This is a genomic window from Actinoplanes sp. URMC 104 (assembly GCF_051386375.1).
In the GTDB taxonomy this organism is placed as follows: domain Bacteria; phylum Actinomycetota; class Actinomycetes; order Mycobacteriales; family Micromonosporaceae; genus Actinoplanes.
The window spans coordinates 978,328-992,771 of record NZ_JBPQTO010000011.1; the positions used below are offsets into that span (position 1 = coordinate 978,328).

Below are 14,444 nucleotides of genomic sequence, written 5' to 3' on the forward strand. Positions count from 1 at the left end.
GGTGAGCACACCATGGCCCTGTCCGAAGCCACGACACGCGCCCCGGCGGCCGCAACCGCACCACCGCGACGCCGGCGTGGCTCGCTGACCCACCCCACCCGGGTCGCGTGGACGATGGTCACGCCCGCGCTGGCGTTCGTGATCGCGTTCGTCCTGCTGCCATTGGTGTTCGCGGTCTACATCTCGCTGACGAACTGGCCGCTGATCGGCTCGTACGACTTCGTCGGCCTGGACAACTACGCGGCGATGTTCCGCGACACCGCGTTCGGCCAGTCGGTGCTCTACACGCTGCTCTACACCGCCATCGTCACCGTGCCGATCCTGCTGGTCGGCTATGCCATGGCGGTGGTCGTGCGCGGCCGGCGGCGCGGCTCCACCTTGCTGCGGACGATCTTCTTCCTGCCGTACGTCATCGGCCTGAGCACCTTGAGCTTCATCGCCGTGCTCGAGGCCCAGCCGGACAGCGGCGCCATCAACGCCGTGCTGCGCGGGCTCGGCCTCACCGACGGCAGCACCGCCTGGCTCGTCGACGCGCCGCTGGCCACCGGGCTGATCAGCGTGCTGGTGATCTGGGGTGTCTCCGGCCTGACGATGGTGCTGCTGCTCTCGGGCATGCAGGCGATCCCGCCCGAGACGTACGAGTCCGCCGAGACCGAGGGCGCCGGCTGGTGGCAGCGCGAATGGCACATCACGATCCCGATGATGCGGCGCACGATCGCGATGAGCCTGATCCTGTCGGTGATCGGGTCGTTCCTGGCGTTCACGCAGTTCTTCATCCTCACCCAGGGCGGTCCGGGCCGCGAGACCACGCCGGTGGTCATGTACATCTACCAGCGCGCCTTCGTCCAGCTGCAGGTCGGGGCGGCCACCGCCCTGTCGGTCGCGCTCGTGGTCGTCGTCGGCCTGATCAGCGCCGCACAGTTCTGGCTGCTGCGCGAGAGGGACTGAGCCATGCGAACCCGCACCTTCCTGTACGCGGTGGCGGCCGTGCTGTCGCTGGTGGTCTTCGTGACGCCGCTGGCGTGGGCGCTGCTGCGCTCGCTGCAGCCCAACGCCGTCATCACCGCGCCGCCCGACAGCTCGACCGTGTTCGACCTGACGACCGGCAACTTCCGCAACATCTCGGCCGTCGGCACCATCCCGCGGGCGATCCTCAACAGCCTGCTCGTCTCGCTCGGCACCGCCGCGCTCACCGCCCTGCTCGCCACCGCGGCCGGCTACGGCTTCGGGCGCTTCCGGTTCCGCGGCTCCGGTATCGCCTTCGGGCTCATCCTGGTCACCCTCATGATCCCGTTCCAGGCCATCCTGACGCCGCTGTTCCTCGAGCTCAACACGCTGCGCCTCACCGACAACCTGTTCGGGCTCGTGCTGTTCTACACCACCGTCAACCTGCCGTTCGGCGTCTTCGTCATGCGCACCGCCTTCGCCTCGGTGCCCGGCGAGCTGGAGGACGCCGCCAGCGTCGACGGCGCCGGTCCGATCCGGACGCTCACCCGGGTGCTGCGCCCGCTCGTGGTGCCCGGCATGGCCACCACCGCGCTGTACGCGTTCCTGGCCTCCTGGACCGAGTTCCTGGGCGCGCTGACCTTCTTGACCCGCGAGGACCTCTACACCCTGCCCGTGGCCCTGCTCAACCTCCAGCAGGGCGCCTACGGCACCATCGACTACGGCCTCCTCGCCGCCGGCGCTGTCATCGCCATGATTCCCTGCGTGGTGTTGTTCGTGGCTCTGCAGCGCTACTACGTGGCGGGCCTCTCCGCGGGCGCCGTCAAGGGCTGAGCCATCACCTCGGCGACGGCCTCGATCGTCGCGCCGACGCCGAGCGAGCCGTCGACGACCACGACCCGGTATCCCCGTTCGCGGGCCTGCCCCGCCACCACCGACGCGAACCGCGCGTCGCGGCACATCCACCGCTCGAACAGCACCTCCGGCTGCTGCTCCTCGCCGAGCAGCGACCATGCCCAGCGCCGCCGGGCGTAGTGCTCCCGCTGGAACCGCTCGGTGGGCACCAGCCACACCGCCCGCTCCGGCGGGACTCCGCGAGCCGCTACCAGCTCGGGCAGCAACGCCGCCCCCTCGGCCACCACCGGGCCCGGCAGGCCCGCAAGGTCGGCCTCGATCAGCGGGAACTCCTCCCGGTAGAGGCCGAACACGTCCCCGACCTGCACTGCGATCGGCCGCCGGAGCCGGTCCCCGGCGCTCATGCCGGCCACCCTCCGCAGAGTCGGCCCGGCCGCGCCCGCCTGCGCGACGTGCCGGTCGAAGGCGTCGTCACACGAGTAGACCGACGCGCCCCACCGGGCGGCGATCGCCGCCGCGACCGTGCTCTTGCCCGAACACGGCGACCCGCCGATCCACAACACCCGCCCACCCACCGGACCATCATCCCCGGGCCGGGCCTCAGGCGGCGTCCAGCCGGCCCGGCCGGAGCGCCCGGAGGATCGGCTCCAGGAAGTCGTCCGCCCCGATCGCGCCGGCCCGCAGAACCACGGCTGTCGCCTCATCGTCGAACGTCAGAACGGCGCCGGGAGCGGGCTGCTCCATGCCGACACGGTAGCCGCAGGACCGCAGGACGTCGACGAACTCCGACCAGGGCGCCGTCGCCGCCGGCGACCACACGTTCGGGAGCCCGCGCAGGGCCACCAGCCGGGTCAGGCTCCCGATGTCATCGCCGAGATAGGCGCCGGCGAACCGGCGCAACCACGGCATCGGGCGCGTGGGCCGCGTCGTCTCCGGGCCTCCAGGCGGCGGTGACAGGAGGAACAGCCTGGTCTGCAGGCCGAGCTCGCGGATGCGCCGGAACTCCCAGGTCGTCGCCGGCGACGAGCTCGTCACCGCCACGATGCACCTTGCCGTCCGGGCGAGCTCGATCAGGGCCTCCTGCCAGTCCTCGTCGCGGGGATAGGCGCGGGCCGCTCCCTGCGGAGGAACCCGGTCGACCGGGTTTCCCAGCGCCACCAACGGCCCGAGCCGCTCGTCGATCGAAGGGCCGAGGAACTGTTCGAAGGTCCGGTCCGACGCGAACAACCTCCGTTCCTCGTCGAAGGGCCGGATGTAGAGGACCGCATCCCGTGGTGCCCGCAACGGCACGGCGAACTGCCGGGAGACGCCCTCGAGCCAGGCCGCGCCGATCGCGCAGAACGCCAGGGCCACGACCCAGACGAGCAGCGTCTGCAGCACGGCCGATGCCCAGTACGCCACCACGACCCGGTCGAAACCCTCGGCCGTCGCGGCGCCCGCTCGCCACCGGTTGTCGACGCCGATCAGCCACACCCCCACCGGCGCCAGTACGCCGGCGGCCCGCACGAGGCGCGCGGCGGCCTTGCACAGGACCGCCATCAGGGCGTTGGCTCGCAGGTCGGGACCCGTGCGCGACCGGGACGGCAGCGCCCTCGCGAGCACCGTGAGAAGCGCGCCGCAGGGAACCGCGAAACCCACCATCAGCGCGCCCCGGGCAGCGGATCGACCGATCGACCGGTCGTCCTCCGGCCATCCGAACCCCGCCTGCCCGACCAGGTCGGACAGCACGAACGCCAGGATGAAGATCACCGCGCCGAGCAGATAGGCCGTCGAACGGCTGCGGAACCGGCCACCGCGTTCGAGGGCGCGGCTCACCACCACGCCGCACGCGTGGCTGACACCGTAGGCTATCGGCACGAAGGCGAGCAGGACCACCGCCGACCAGGTCTCCCGTTCCATCCTTTCGCCTCCCGCGGCCGCCTCACCCCGGCCCGCCCTCGAGACTTCCCGCGGCGCGCGACCGGCCCGGCCATCACCGTCATCCCGGCAGTTGTCGCTCCGCCAGCCTGGTGGAGCAGATCCGACACCACAGTGCAGCGCCACCGGCCGACGGTGGTCAGAGGCCCGCGGCGAGCCGGTAGTAAGCGTCGTTCCAGCGCAGCTCCTGGGTGAAACGCCGCACGGAGGTGGAGCCGTCGATGAGGGCCAGCTCGGTGCGGGTCAGCTCGGCGAAGGTCCACAGGTGCGCGCTGGTGAGGGCGGTCGACAGGACGGTGTGGTGGGGACCGCCGGCGGTCAGCCAGGACTCGGTGGAGGTGTACAGGTCGGGCAGGGGACGCCAGACGGCCCGGGCCACGGGGAGCCGCGGCAGGGGCTCGTCGGGCTCGACGACCTCGATCTCGTTGCCGACCAGGCGGAAGCGGTCGCCCAGGTCGGCGATGCCCACGACGGCGCCGGGGCCGGGGGCGGCGTCGAAGACCAGGCGTACGGGATCCTCGCGGTTGCCGATGCCGAGCGGGTGGATCTCCACGCGGGGCCGTCCGGCGGCGATCGTGGGGCAGACCTCGAGCATGTGGGCGCCGAGGATGCGTTCCCGGCCGGGCGCCAGGTGGTAGGTGTAGTCCTCCATGAAGGACGTGCCGCCGGGCAGGCCGTCGGCCATGATCTTGCACGCCCGCAGCAGCACGGAGGTCTTCCAGTCGCCCTCGCCGCCGAAGCCGTAGCCGTCGGCCATCAGCCGCTGCACGGCCAGGCCGGGGAGCTGGCGCAGGCCGCCGAGGTCCTCGAAGTTGGTGGTGAACGCGGTGAAGCCGCCCTCGTCGAGGAAGCGGCGCAGGCCCAGCTCGACGCGGGCGCCGTAGCGCAGCGACTCGTGGCGCTCGCCGCCGCGGCGCAGGCCGGGCACGACGTCGTACGCGTCCTCGTACTCGGCCACCAGCTTGTCGATGTCGGCGTCGGAGGTGTCGTCGACGACGGCGACGAGGTCGTTGACGCCGTACGTGTTCACCGACACGCCGAAGTGCAGCTCGGCCTCGACCTTGTCGCCCTCGGTGACCGCCACGTCGCGCATGTTGTCGCCGAAGCGGGCCAGGCGGGTGGCGCGCAGGGTGACGACCGCGGTGGCGGCGCGGGCCCAGACGCCGATCCGCTCGGCGACGCGCGGGTCGCTGACGTGGCCGGCGACGGTGACGCGGGGCACGCCGAGGCGGGTCTGGATGTAGCCGAACTCGCGGTCGCCGTGCGCGGCCTGGTTGAGGTTCATGAAGTCCATGTCGATGGTGGACCACGGCAGCTCGACGTTGGCCTGGGTGTGCAGGTGCAGCAGCGGCTTGCGCAGCGCGGACAGCCCGGCGATCCACATCTTGGCGGGCGAGAACGTGTGCATCCAGGCGATGACGCCGGCGCAGTCGTCGTCCCGGCTCGCGTCCTGGCACACCTGGCGGATCGCCGTGGCGCCGGTGAGCACCGGCTTCCACTCCACCTCCATCGGGAGCTGCCGGGCGATCTCCTGCGACTGCCGGCGCACCTGCTCGAGCACGTCCTCGCCGTACAGGCCCTGGCTGCCCGTCAGGAACCAGATCCGCATGGGTGACTCCTCACCGTTGGCCGTACACGTTCTGATAGCGCTCGTGGAGCCGGTCGACGTCGGCCGGGTCGATCGGCAGCGGCTTGCCGAGCTGGCAGGCCAGGTGCACGGTGCGGGCGACGTCCTCGCACATGACGGCGGCCTTGACCGCCTCGCGGGCGGTGCGCCCGATCGTGAAGACGCCGTGGTTGCGCATGAGCACCGCGCGCGAGCGGGAGTCGCGCAGCGTCTCGACGATGCCGCGGCCGATGTCGTCGTTGCCGATCATCGCGAACGGCCCGACCGGGATGTCGCCGCCGAACTCGTCGGCCATGGCGGTCAGCACACAAGGCACGGGCTCGCCGCGGGCGGCCCAGGCGGAGGCGTACGGCGAGTGGGTGTGCACCACGCCGCCCACCTCGGGCAGGGCCCGGTAGACGTACGCGTGGGCGGCCGTGTCGCTGGACGGCGACAGATCGCCCTCGACCACGCCGCCGTCCAGGTCGCACAGGATCATGGCGGACGGGGTGATCCGGTCGTAGTCGACCCCGCTGGGCTTGATGACGAACAGGTCCTCGCCCGGCACCCGGCCGGAGACGTTGCCGGCCGTCCACGCGACCAGGTTGTAGCGGACGAGCTCGCTGTGCAGCAGGGCGACCTCTTCCCGTACGTCGTCGAGCGCCGTCATCGCGATCCCGCCTCCCGCCTGATCCGGCGCAGGCGGTGCATCACGTCGTTGCCGCCGCGCCCGAAGTAGTCGTGCAGCGTCCGGTACTCGGCGTAGAGCGCGTCGTACGCCGCGGCCCGCCGCTCGTCGGGCGTGTAGGCGCCGGTCTGCCGGTGCCCCATGGCGGCGGAGGCGGCGTGGATGTCGCGGTACGCCCCGGCGGCCACGGCCGCGTGGATGGCCGAGCCGAGCGCCGGCCCCTGGGCGGAGGAGAGCACGGACAGCGGCCGGCGCGTCACATCGGCGTACATCTGCATGAGGAACCGGTTCTTGAGCAGCCCGCCCGCCGCGACCAGCTCGTCCACGGGCACGCCGCTCGCCTCGAACGCCTCGACGATCACGCGGGTGCCGAACGCGGTGGACTCCAGCAGCGCCCGGTAGATCTCCTCGGGCCGGGTGGCCAGCGTGAGCCCCACGATCAGGCCGGACAGCTCGTGGTCGACCAGCACCGACCGGTTGCCGCTGTGCCAGTCGAGCGCGATCAGGCCGTGCGCGCCGACCTCCTGCTGCTCGGCGAGGCCGGTCAGATACTGGTGCAGGTCCTGGCCCGCGGCGGCGGCCCGCTCGGCGTACTCGCCGGGCACGCCGGTGCGCACGAACCAGCCGAAGATGTCGCCGACGCCGCTCTGCCCGGCCTCGTACCCCCACAGACCGGGGGTGATGCCGTCGCGCACGACCCCGCACATGCCGGGCACCTCGCCGAGGGCCTCGCTGTTCATCACGTGGCAGGTGGAGGTGCCCATCACCATGAGCATCCGGCCGGGCTCCACCGACTGCGCCGCGGGCAGCGTGACGTGCGCGTCCACGTTGCCGACCGCGACCGCGATGCCGGGCCGCAGGCCGGTCCACCGGGCCGCCTGCTCGGTCAGCCCGCCGGCGCGCGCCCCGAGCTCGGCGAGCGGCTGCTCCACCTTGTCGGCGAAGAAGCCGGTGAACCGCTCGTCCAGCGCGCCGAGGAACTCCCGCGACGGATACCGCCCGTCCTGGTAGACCGCCTTGTAGCCGGCCGTGCAGATGTTGCGCACGTAGACGCCGCACAGCTGCCAGACGATCCAGTCGGCCGCCTCCACCCAGCGTTCCGTGCGGTCGTACAGCTCCGGGTCCTCCTCGAGCAGTTGCAGGGCCTTGGCCAGCTCCCACTCCGAGGACAGCCGGCCGCCGTACCGGTTGATCCAGGGCTCGCCGCGCTCGTGCGCCAGCGCGTTGATGCGGTCGGCCTGCGGCTGGGCGGCGTGGTGTTTCCAGAGCTTCACGTACGCGTGCGGCCGGTCGCGCAGCTCGTCGAGCTCGCACAGCGGCGTGCCGTCGGCCAGCGTGGGCAGCACCGTGCACGCGGTGAAGTCGGTGCCGACGCCGACCACGTCCTCCGCGGACACCCCGCTCATCGCGACGGCCTTGGGGACGGCCGTGCGCAGCACCTCGACGTAGTCGGACGGGACCTGCAGCGCCCAGTCGGGCGGCAGCCTGCGCCCGCCGCCGGGCAGCTCGTCCTCGACGACGCCGTGGCCGTACTCGTGGACGGCGCTGCCGAGCTCGGCGCCGTCCGAGACCCGGACCACCACCGCCCGCCCGGACAGGGTGCCGAAATCGATGCCGACGACGACCGGTTCCCGCGTGCTGCTCACCCCGCCAGACAATCGCCGCGGCAGCCGCCGAAGCAACGCCCGAATCCAGATGGGCGCATCGCGCGAGCTGATAAGTCAGCTCGCGAGCCCCACGTCGGCCGTGACCCAGCCCGCCCGGCGGCCGAGCCGGCGCGCGGTCGCGACCAGCGCGGTGACGTGCCGCGGCACGTCGTGCGCCCGCCACAGCAGCGACCACGGATAGCGCGGCGTGGGTTCGACCAGCGGGCGCCACCGCACGCCGGCCAGCGGCGCGGCCGGCTCCGGCACCACCATCAGGCAGCGGCCGCCCGCCACCAGGTCGGCGCCGGGCTGCAGGCCCTGCACGCTGCCGCGGAAGCGGGCCGGGAAGAACCCCGAGGAGCGGCAGAGCTCGGTGAGGAACCGGACGGACTCCGGGGCCTGGGCCTCGTCGGGCAGCAGCAGGCATTCGCGGGCCAGCTGCGGCACCGGCACCGCCGCGAGCCGTTCCAGCCGGTGCCCCTCGGGGACCAGCACCCCCAGCGGGTCGAACCGGAACAGCTCGGTGGCGATCTCCGGCGGCACCTCGGAGGCCCGTCCGACGCCGACGTCGAGACGCCCGTCGAGCAGGCACCGGATCTGCTCGGGGACGCCGGCGTGCACCAGGCGGACCTCGAGGTCGGGGTGCCGCGCGAGCAGCTCGTGCAGCGCCGCGCGCACGGCCCCGTAGCCGTCGTCGAGCACGCCGATCCGCAGCACCGGGCCGTCGTCGCCGGCGCCCTGCGCGGCCGCCGCCGCCCGTTCGAGGTGGGCCAGGATCTGCCGGGCCTCCGCGAGGAACCGGACGCCGGCCTCGGTCAGCTCGATGTGCCGGGTGTTGCGCGAGACGAGCAGGACACCCAGCGTGCGTTCCAGCCGCTGCACCTGCTGGCTGAGCGCCGACTGCACGATGTGCTCGCGCGCCGCGGCGCGGCCGAAGTGCAGCTCCTCCGCCAGCGTGACGAAGTACCGCAGCTGCCTCAGCTCCATGCGGGACGCGCCGGTCGGCTCCGGCGCCGGTCGTCGGGCATCGTTCGAGTCATGCAGCGTCACGCCACCGGCCCCTCCCGCCTGCTATTGTGATCGCTAACACCGTCGTAACGTGAATGTTAACTTTTCACTCATTGAAGTCAAGCGGTGACTTTTCGTCACTAAGTGGGTCAGCGCTTTTCGGGCACCCCCGCAGATTGGCGCGTTCCCCGCGGCGGGCGGTTCAACCCCGGGCTTTGCCGGCCGTGCGCCGCAGGAAGTCCGCCACCTCGGTCATCACGGCGTCGGCGTCGAGCTCGTTGAACAGCTCGTGCCGGGCCTGCGGGTACGTCCGCTCGACGAACTCCGGCCCGCGCAGGTGCCCGATGCCGGCGCGCGAGCCCTCGATCGGCACCAGCGGGTCGTCCTCGCCGTGGATCCACATCAGCGGCAGGTCGCCCAGCGCCGGCCCGTTCGCGACCGCCTCGAGCCCGCGTTCGATCGCCTCCAGGGTCGGGCGCTTGAACGGCCCGTGCCAGACCAGCGGGTCGGCGGCGTACGCCTCCCCCACGGCCGGGTCCCGCGACAGTGTGGTGATGTCCAGCGGCACGTCGGGGATCTCGTCGAGCGCGAGCAGCTGCGCCGCCGCCTCCCACCGCCCGACCAGCGGGCTCGACAGCACGAGCGCCGCGAGCGTGTCCCCGTACCGCTGGGCGTAGCGCGCGGCGATCAGCCCGCCCATCGAGTGCCCGAGCAGCCCGACCGGCAGCCCGGGGTGTTCGCGGCGCGCCGTCTCGTCCAGCGTGTGCAGGTCGGTGACGACGTCCTCGAAGTCCGCCACGAGCACCCGCTCGCCCTCGCTGCGCCCGTGCCCGACGTGGTCCACCGCGTAGACGGCCGCGCCGCTCGCGACCAGCCGTTGCGCGAGCCGCTCGTACCGCCCGACGTGCTCGCCGTAGCCGTGCGCGACCACGACGACGTGGGACGGCTCGTCCGCCTCCCACGCGCGGGCCGCCAGCCGTCCGAGCAGTCCGTCGATCGCGAAGTCCCGTGTGTCAGTCATGCCTGTCGCCTCCTCCGGGCCATCATGCCGGTGCGATCGTCGAATTTCCCGCCGCACCTGTCGATCGGGCCCTTCCCGGCTCGTCATGACGACGACATCGTGATCCGGCGGAGGAGTGGACCATGACGACCATCACTGCGTTTCAGAGCATCACACTCGACGGGGTCATGCAGGGGCCGGGACGGGCCGGGGAGGACACGCGCAACGGCTTCGCGCACGGCGGGTGGGCCGGCGGGTTCGCCGACGACGTGTCGATGAGCTTCGCGGCGGAGGGCATGGCGCAGCCGAGCTCGCTGCTGTTCGGCCGCCGCACCTACGAGGACCTGCTCGGCTACTGGACCACCCTCGAGCGGCCGAACCCGTTCACGGACGTGCTGGTCGGCCGGCCGAAGCTGGTGGTGACCCGATCGGCCGGCCGGCGGGCGGCGTACCCCCGTACCGAACTGCTCGTCGGCGAGGCGGTCGAGACCGTGGGCAAGCGCAAGGCGGACGGCGGCGACGGGATGACCGTCCTCGGCAGCGGCGAGCTGGTGCGGGCGCTGCACGCCGCCCGGCTCATCGACACGTACGTGCTGCAGGTGCATCCGATCGTGCTCGGCTCGGGCACCCGGCTGTTCGCCGAGGGCGAGCGCGCCGACCTGCGGCTGGAACGGTCGGTCACCACCACGACCGGCGTCATCATCGCTCAGTACGCTGTCCGGTGAGGGGGACGACATGCGCTACACGCTGCTGTTTCACTACCAGGAGGCCACGCCGGAGGAGCTCGGGGCGGAGGTGGTGGCCGAGGCCCAGCGGGCGTTCTCCGCGTACGCGGCGACGCTGCACGCGGCCGGGGTGCTGATCGCGGCCGAGGTGTTGCAGCCCTCCGAGCTGAGCACCACCGTACGGGTGCGCGACGGCCGGCTGCAGGTGCAGGACGGCCCGTTCGCCGACACCAAGGACCAGCTCGGCGGCACGGTGGTCGTCGACGTGCCCGACCTCGACGCCGCCATCGGGTGGGCGCGCCAGGCCCCACCGGTGAACTGGGGCGCGGTGGAGATCCGGCCCGGGGCCACGTACACGGTGGACGGGGTCTGGACGCCGAACGCATGAGCCCGCGCGCGGCGGCGGAACGGGCCGCCCGGGTCTCGTACGGCCGGCTCGTCGCCCTGCTCGCGGCGCCGGACGGGGACCTGGCCCTGGCCGAGGACGCGCTGGCCGGCGCGTTCGAGGAGGCGCTGCGCCGGTGGCCGGGCGACGGGGTGCCCGCCAACCCGGAGGGATGGCTGCTGACCGTGGCCCGCAACCGCCGCCGCGACGCCTGGAAGTCGGCCGCCGCGCGCACCTCGGCGCCGCTCGAGGACGACAGCGCCCGCACGGATCCGCTCGCCGACCACGACCCGTACGCCATCGGGGACAAACGCCTGGAACTGCTGTTCGTCTGCGCCCACCCGGCGATCGAGGAGGCCGCCCGCACGCCGCTGATGCTGCAGACCGTGCTCGGCTTCGAGGCCGCCGAGGTGGCGCGGGCGTTCGCCGTGCCGCCCGCGGCCATGGCGCAGCGGCTGGTGCGCGCCAAGCGGCGGATCAAGCAGGCCCGCATCCCGTTCGCCGTGCCGGACCGGCGGGCCATGCCCGAGCGGCTGCCCGCGGTGCTCGAGGCCGTCTACGGCTGCGCGGCGATCGACTGGCGCGGCGGCCGCGGCTCGGCGGCGGGCGAGGCCCAGTACCTGGCGGTGACGCTGGCCGGCCTGCTGCACACCGAGGCCGAGGCGTGGGGCCTGGCAGCGCTGACGACGCTGACGCTGGCCCGCCGGGCCGCGGGCGCCTTCGTGCCGCTGGCCGGGCAGGACCCGTCCACCTGGGACCCGGACCTGGTGGCCGAGGGCGAGGCCTGCCTGCGCCGGGCACGCCCGGACGGGCCGCCGGGACGCTTCCAGCTGGAGGCCGCCATCCAGGCCGTGCACGTCGACCGCCGCCGCACCGGGGTCACCGACTGGGCCGCGCTGGAGACCCTCTACGCGGCCCTGCTCAAGGTCGCGCCGAGCCTCGGCGCCCGGGTGGCGGCGGCGACCGTCCGGGGCCGGCTGCACGGGCCGGAGGCGGGTCTCGCCGCCCTGCCCGCCGGCGCCGAGGAGTTCCAGCCCTACTGGGCGGCCCGGGCCGACCTGCTCGCCCGGGCCGGCCGCGACGCCGGCCCCGCCTATCGACGCGCAGCCGAGCTGGCCGACAGCCCCGAGGTCGCCGCGTTCCTGCGCCGGAGGGCCACGACCCCGCCGCCGTGAGGCCGCGTCAGCTGCGGCCGAGCATCTCGGCGCTCAGAGGGCGGCGTTCGGGGACAGCAGGTCCTCGATGCCGATGCGGTGGTAGAACTCGGACCGGATGCGGTCGGCGACCGCGGAGACGACCTCGCTGCCGTCGCGGCTCGGGTCCACGTGGGTGCGGAACGGCCGCGTCTCGGCGGGCAGCCCGACGACCCGGACGATCTCGTCGGCCACCAGCTGCGCGTCGGCGCCGGGCGGCACGAGGGCGGCCAGCCGCTCGCCGATCCCGGCACGCAGCTCGCCGTAGCGGTCCTCGTACGCGGCCTCGCGTTCGTGGTCGTCCGGGTGCCCGGCGTGCGCGAAGTGGTTGGTGCCCGAGGTGAACGCGCCGGGGACCACGATAGTGGTGCCGATGCCGAACCGGATCAGCTCGGCGGCGTAGCTCTCGGCGAGCGCGTCCATCGCGGCCTTGGCGGCGAAGTAGGGCGCCAGGAACGGCGGGTGGCCGCCGCGGGTGGACGAGCTGCCCACCCACACCAGCAGGCCGGACCGCTGCTCGCGCAGCACGGGCAGGGCCGCGCGGTTGACCCGCTGGGCGCCCAGCACGTTGACGTCGTAGACGGCGGCGAGCTGCTCGGGGGTGAACGCCTCGGCCGGGCCGAGCACCATGTGCCCGGCGTTGTGCACGACGACGTCGAGCCGGCCGTGGCGGCGCACCACCTCGGCGACCGCGGCGTCGGCCGAGCCCTGCGACTGCACGTCCAGCTCCACCGCCGAGATCGCGAGCTGCTCGGCGGCGGCCAGCCGGTCGAGCTCCTCGACGGCGGCGGCGTTGCGGCCCTCGGTGGCGCGCATGCCGGCGACGACGACGTGCCCGTGGCGGGCCAGCGCGGCGGCGGTCAGCTTGCCGAAGCCGCTGGACGCGCCGGTGACGAGGACGACCATCAGACGATCCCCCCGTTCGCCCGCAGGATCTGGCCGTTGACCCAGCGGCCGGCCGGGCCGGCGAGGAAGGCCACGACGTTCGCGATGTCCGCCGGGGTGCCGAGCCGTTCGAGCGGCGGCTGCTTCGCCAGGCGCTCGATGGTCGCCTCGTCCTTGCCCTCGAAGAACAGGTCGGTGGCGGTGGGGCCGGGCGCGACGGTGTTCACCGTGATGTCGCGGCCGCGCAGCTCGCGGGCCAGGATCAGGGTCAGGCCCTCGACCGCGCTCTTGCTGGCGACGTAGCCGCCGTAGGTGGGGAACTGCAGGCCGACGACCGAGGTGGAGACCGTGACGATCGCCCCGCCGGGACGCAGCCGGCGCGCGGCCTCGCGGGCGACCACGAAGGTGCCGCGGATGTTCGTGCGGTGCATGGCGTCGAGCTCGTCGAGGTCCAGGTCGGCGACCGTCGACAGCGTCATGCGGCCGGCCGAGTTGACCACGACGTCGACGCCGCCGAAGGCCTCGGCCGCGGTGTCGTACAGCGCCGCGACCTCCCGCTCGTCGGCCACGTCCGCCCGTACGGCCACCGCCCGGCCGCCGCCCGCGGTGATCTCGTCGACGACCTCGTTCGCGGCCTTCTCGTGGCCGGCGTAGCCCACGACGACGGCCTGCCCGGCCGCCGCCAGCGTGGTGGCGACGGCGCGGCCGATGCCCCGCGACGCGCCCGTGACGATGGCGACCCGTTGGTCGGTCATGTCTGCTCCTCAAGATCGATAGTGTCGCTATCGGCAAATCGTTTCACCGATACGACGACCGTAGCACCCGCATCGAATCATCGCTAGCCCTGGGTCGTATCATTGCTCTCATGCGAGACGACACCGCCGTGCGAGCGGCGCTCATCGAGGCGGCGGAGCGGCAGCTGGCCGCCTCCCCGGACGGCGACGTCGCCACGCGCGCGGTGTGCGAGGAGGTGGGCGTCACCCAGCCGGTCCTCTACCGGCTGTTCGGCGACAAGCGGGGCCTGCTGCACGCGGTGGCCGACGCGGGCGTCGACCGGTACGCGCGGCGCAAGGCCGAGCTGGAGGTCACCGACGACCCGGTCGCCGACCTCTACGCCGGCTGGGACGACCACATGGCGTTCGCCCTCGAGAAGCCGGCCCTCTACCAGCTCATGTTCGCCTCCGGCACGGCCGCGCACGGGCGGGTCCTCGACCTGCTGGAGGCGACCCTCGTGCGCTGCGCGGCCGCCGGCGCGCTGCGGACCACGCCGCGGCTGGCCGCCCAGCTGATCCTGCCGGTCAACGCCGGCGTGGCGCTCAGCGTCATCGCCCACCCCGGCCGCTACGACGACCCCGGCCTGTCGCACCGGGCCCGGGACGCGGTGTTCGCCGCCGTGCTCACCCGCGCTCCCGAGCCGGCCGGTCCCGATCCCGTACGCTCCGCGGCCCGCCGGCTGCGCTCCCAGCTCACGCTGAGCGGGACCGACCGGCTCGAGCCCGAGGAGAGCGCCCTGCTCGACCGCTGGCTCGACCGCCTCGATCGGCCGGACTGAGCCGGGGCACCGAGCCCGCGGCCGTGGACCTTGCCACAA

The 14,444-nt window shown here is 73.4% G+C and carries 15 protein-coding genes; 6 read left to right on the plus strand and 9 right to left on the minus strand.

What is annotated here, in order from left to right:
* Positions 1 to 12 precede the first annotated feature (12 nt).
* Entirely contained in the window at positions 13 to 948 is a 936-nt protein-coding gene (locus ACSNN8_RS30350) for a carbohydrate ABC transporter permease (protein ID WP_436653377.1), read from the plus strand.
* Positions 949 to 951: 3 nt separating this feature from the next.
* Positions 952 to 1,779 (plus strand): carbohydrate ABC transporter permease, encoded by an 828-nt coding sequence (locus ACSNN8_RS30355; protein WP_436653379.1) that lies wholly within the window; start codon positions 952 to 954, stop codon positions 1,777 to 1,779.
* Here the strand turns inward: ACSNN8_RS30355 and ACSNN8_RS30360 are convergent.
* The 7 genes from ACSNN8_RS30360 to ACSNN8_RS30390 all read right to left on the minus strand — a co-directional run bounded on the left by ACSNN8_RS30360 (position 1,740) and on the right by ACSNN8_RS30390 (position 9,686).
* A complete protein-coding gene (locus ACSNN8_RS30360) occupies positions 1,740 to 2,375 on the minus strand; it encodes a hypothetical protein (protein ID WP_436653380.1) in 636 nt (211 codons plus the stop codon). The genes ACSNN8_RS30355 and ACSNN8_RS30360 overlap by 40 nt on opposite strands.
* Before the next feature lie 25 nt (positions 2,376 to 2,400).
* Positions 2,401 to 3,699, minus strand: coding sequence for a hypothetical protein (locus ACSNN8_RS30365; protein WP_436653381.1), 1,299 nt, complete (start codon positions 3,697 to 3,699; stop codon positions 2,401 to 2,403).
* A gap of 157 nt (positions 3,700 to 3,856) precedes the next feature.
* Positions 3,857 to 5,326: an L-arabinose isomerase gene (araA, locus tag ACSNN8_RS30370; RefSeq protein WP_436653383.1), complete on the minus strand. Its 1,470-nt coding sequence runs from the start codon at positions 5,324 to 5,326 to the stop codon at positions 3,857 to 3,859.
* A 10-nt stretch (positions 5,327 to 5,336) separates the two neighbouring features.
* Positions 5,337 to 5,993: an L-ribulose-5-phosphate 4-epimerase gene (locus ACSNN8_RS30375; protein WP_436653384.1), complete on the minus strand. Its 657-nt coding sequence runs from the start codon at positions 5,991 to 5,993 to the stop codon at positions 5,337 to 5,339.
* The gene (araB, locus tag ACSNN8_RS30380; protein WP_436653385.1) at positions 5,990 to 7,657 is read right to left on the minus strand and encodes a ribulokinase; all 1,668 of its coding nucleotides are present in this window, start codon (positions 7,655 to 7,657) and stop codon (positions 5,990 to 5,992) included. The genes ACSNN8_RS30375 and araB overlap by 4 nt, the downstream gene beginning before the upstream one ends.
* 75 nt (positions 7,658 to 7,732) lie before the next feature.
* Positions 7,733 to 8,707 carry a LysR family transcriptional regulator gene (locus ACSNN8_RS30385; protein ID WP_436653386.1) on the minus strand — a complete coding sequence of 325 codons (975 nt, stop codon included), beginning with the start codon at positions 8,705 to 8,707 and terminating at the stop codon, positions 7,733 to 7,735.
* 160 nt (positions 8,708 to 8,867) lie between these two features.
* Positions 8,868 to 9,686 (minus strand): lysophospholipase, encoded by an 819-nt coding sequence (locus tag ACSNN8_RS30390; protein ID WP_436653388.1) that lies wholly within the window; start codon positions 9,684 to 9,686, stop codon positions 8,868 to 8,870.
* A 122-nt stretch (positions 9,687 to 9,808) separates the two neighbouring features.
* Between ACSNN8_RS30390 and ACSNN8_RS30395 the strand changes: the two genes are divergently transcribed.
* The 3 genes from ACSNN8_RS30395 to ACSNN8_RS30405 are packed head-to-tail and all read left to right on the plus strand — an operon-like array spanning position 9,809 to position 11,950.
* A complete protein-coding gene (locus tag ACSNN8_RS30395; RefSeq protein WP_436653390.1) occupies positions 9,809 to 10,390 on the plus strand; it encodes a dihydrofolate reductase family protein in 582 nt (193 codons plus the stop codon).
* 10 nt (positions 10,391 to 10,400) lie between these two features.
* The gene (locus ACSNN8_RS30400) at positions 10,401 to 10,778 is read left to right on the plus strand and encodes a YciI family protein (RefSeq protein ID WP_436653391.1); all 378 of its coding nucleotides are present in this window, start codon (positions 10,401 to 10,403) and stop codon (positions 10,776 to 10,778) included.
* Positions 10,775 to 11,950 carry an RNA polymerase sigma factor gene (locus ACSNN8_RS30405; RefSeq protein ID WP_436653392.1) on the plus strand — a complete coding sequence of 392 codons (1,176 nt, stop codon included), beginning with the start codon at positions 10,775 to 10,777 and terminating at the stop codon, positions 11,948 to 11,950. The genes ACSNN8_RS30400 and ACSNN8_RS30405 overlap by 4 nt, the downstream gene beginning before the upstream one ends.
* A 33-nt stretch (positions 11,951 to 11,983) precedes the next feature.
* On the opposite strand, the gene ACSNN8_RS30410 is transcribed toward ACSNN8_RS30405, so the two are convergent.
* Together ACSNN8_RS30410 and ACSNN8_RS30415 are read right to left on the minus strand one after the other, a co-directional pair.
* A complete protein-coding gene (locus tag ACSNN8_RS30410; protein WP_436653393.1) occupies positions 11,984 to 12,874 on the minus strand; it encodes an SDR family oxidoreductase in 891 nt (296 codons plus the stop codon).
* Positions 12,874 to 13,608 carry an SDR family oxidoreductase gene (locus tag ACSNN8_RS30415; protein WP_436653395.1) on the minus strand — a complete coding sequence of 245 codons (735 nt, stop codon included), beginning with the start codon at positions 13,606 to 13,608 and terminating at the stop codon, positions 12,874 to 12,876. The genes ACSNN8_RS30410 and ACSNN8_RS30415 overlap by 1 nt, the downstream gene beginning before the upstream one ends.
* A gap of 110 nt (positions 13,609 to 13,718) precedes the next feature.
* On the opposite strand from ACSNN8_RS30415, the gene ACSNN8_RS30420 reads away from it, so the two are divergent.
* Positions 13,719 to 14,405 carry a TetR/AcrR family transcriptional regulator gene (locus ACSNN8_RS30420; protein ID WP_436653397.1) on the plus strand — a complete coding sequence of 229 codons (687 nt, stop codon included), beginning with the start codon at positions 13,719 to 13,721 and terminating at the stop codon, positions 14,403 to 14,405.
* Positions 14,406 to 14,444 lie beyond the last annotated feature (39 nt).